The organism is Acinetobacter sp. YH01010, assembly GCF_013420775.1.
In the GTDB taxonomy this organism is placed as follows: Bacteria; Pseudomonadota; Gammaproteobacteria; order Pseudomonadales; family Moraxellaceae; genus Acinetobacter; species Acinetobacter amyesii.
This window is the reverse complement of record NZ_VOYF01000063.1, coordinates 1-1,476: the sequence shown is the minus strand read 5'-3', so window position 1 is coordinate 1,476 and position 1,476 is coordinate 1. Positions and strand designations below refer to the sequence as shown.

2 protein-coding genes and 1 pseudogene are annotated in these 1,476 nt (G+C 39.3%); all 3 read left to right on the top strand.

The genetic code is table 11. The features are described 5' to 3' along the window. On the top strand, positions 1-315 hold a 315-nt coding region (locus FTT77_RS17295; RefSeq protein WP_218944809.1), incomplete at its 5' end, for a hypothetical protein. Positions 316-401: 86 nt separating this feature from the next. Beyond that, positions 402-1,277, top strand: a complete 876-nt coding sequence (locus tag FTT77_RS17165; protein WP_078081115.1) for an SDR family oxidoreductase — start codon at positions 402-404, stop codon at positions 1,275-1,277. Between the two features lie 74 nt (positions 1,278-1,351). Beyond that, positions 1,352-1,476 (top strand): annotated as a pseudogene (locus tag FTT77_RS17160) (CmlA/FloR family chloramphenicol efflux MFS transporter); the annotation flags it as partial.

Here is a 1,476-nt window from a genome sequence, read left to right as displayed (position 1 = left end):
GTAAATTTTCAGCGTTGCTGGCTCCCCGTCAGCCGGATTGGGTTGCATCGCAGGGGTGTCGAAAGAGTCAACTGCGGTCCAAAGCTGTTGGACTTGGGTGAAAAGGGCGTTTATTCTTCCTATACGTATAGGAAACCTTTATTATACGGTTATAGTAAAAAGGGGGAGAGGAATCTTCCTCTTTTTTATTTTAAAGGGAGATCTCCCATGACACTTCGTAGAAAAGGGTACATCAATGAATTTGATGGCTTATTTGTGATACCAACAATCGGATTAATCCTGTTGAAATTTTATATTTCTATATTTAGAGCATAGGCAGATTGCCTGTGCTCTTTATTTTGTTTGTTTTAAATTGGTATTGAATGATACCAATATTACATGATTAATGGAGGAGATTATTTATGACATTTAATAACAATGAAAATACACGTGTGTGGTTTATTACAGGTGCAAGCAGTGGACTAGGATACGAATTCACAAAAAAAGCATTGGAGTCAGGAGAGAAGGTTGTTGGTGTTGCTAGAAATATTGAAAAACTGAATGAGTTAAAATGCCAGTTTGAAGGAATGTTACTTCCTTTAAGTCTTGATGTTACTGATAGAAGTGCTGTTTCGACTACAGTGGAAACTGCCATTAAACATTTTGGAAGACTCGATATTGTCATTAACAATGCAGGGAATATGGTAATGGGAATGATTGAAGAATTTAGTGAAGATGAAGTTAGAAGCCAAATGGAAACTAATTTCTTCGGTACAGTATGGGTAAGTCAAGCTGTTATGCCGTACTTGCGGGCACAAGAATCAGGTCATATTATCCAGATATCTAGTATTGGTGGACTGATTAGTGGTCCAATGTCGGGAATCTATAGCGCTAGTAAATTTGCTTTAGAAGGATTTAGCGAGGCTTTAGCACAAGAAGCTGCACATTTTGGTATAAAAGTATCTATCGTAGAACCTGGAGGTTACTGGACGAATCTATACTTAAAAATGAGTTTTACTACACAGAAAAAAGAGTATGATTCATTACGTGAAAAGTTGGCCCAACAATATTCAAACGAATCGGTGGATAGTGATCCTAAGTTAGCCGCCGAAGCTATAATGAAACTGGTTAATAGTGAGAATCCGCCTCTCCGATTAGTTCTGGGAAGCCTTGTATATGATTTAGCTGTTGAAAATGCAGAAAAACGTATATTTACATGGAAAGAGTGGGAATCAGTCAGTCGTTCTTCGGAACATGGGATTCCTGCACCAGAAGGATACGGAATAATTGAGGAATAGAAACCCTAAGAAATAAACTCTCTAAACTACAAAAACTAATTAATGATTTAATATGTTTATTAACTTAATCGCCGGGCGCAACGGCTTTCGTCATTGCGTCTCTGGGAGCAGCTTGGTCTTCAACTGCACCGGCCTTTGTCGCTTTCCGTCTACTTCAAGCAGTGGGCGCGTCGGCCATGCTGGTGGCGACGTTCGCGAC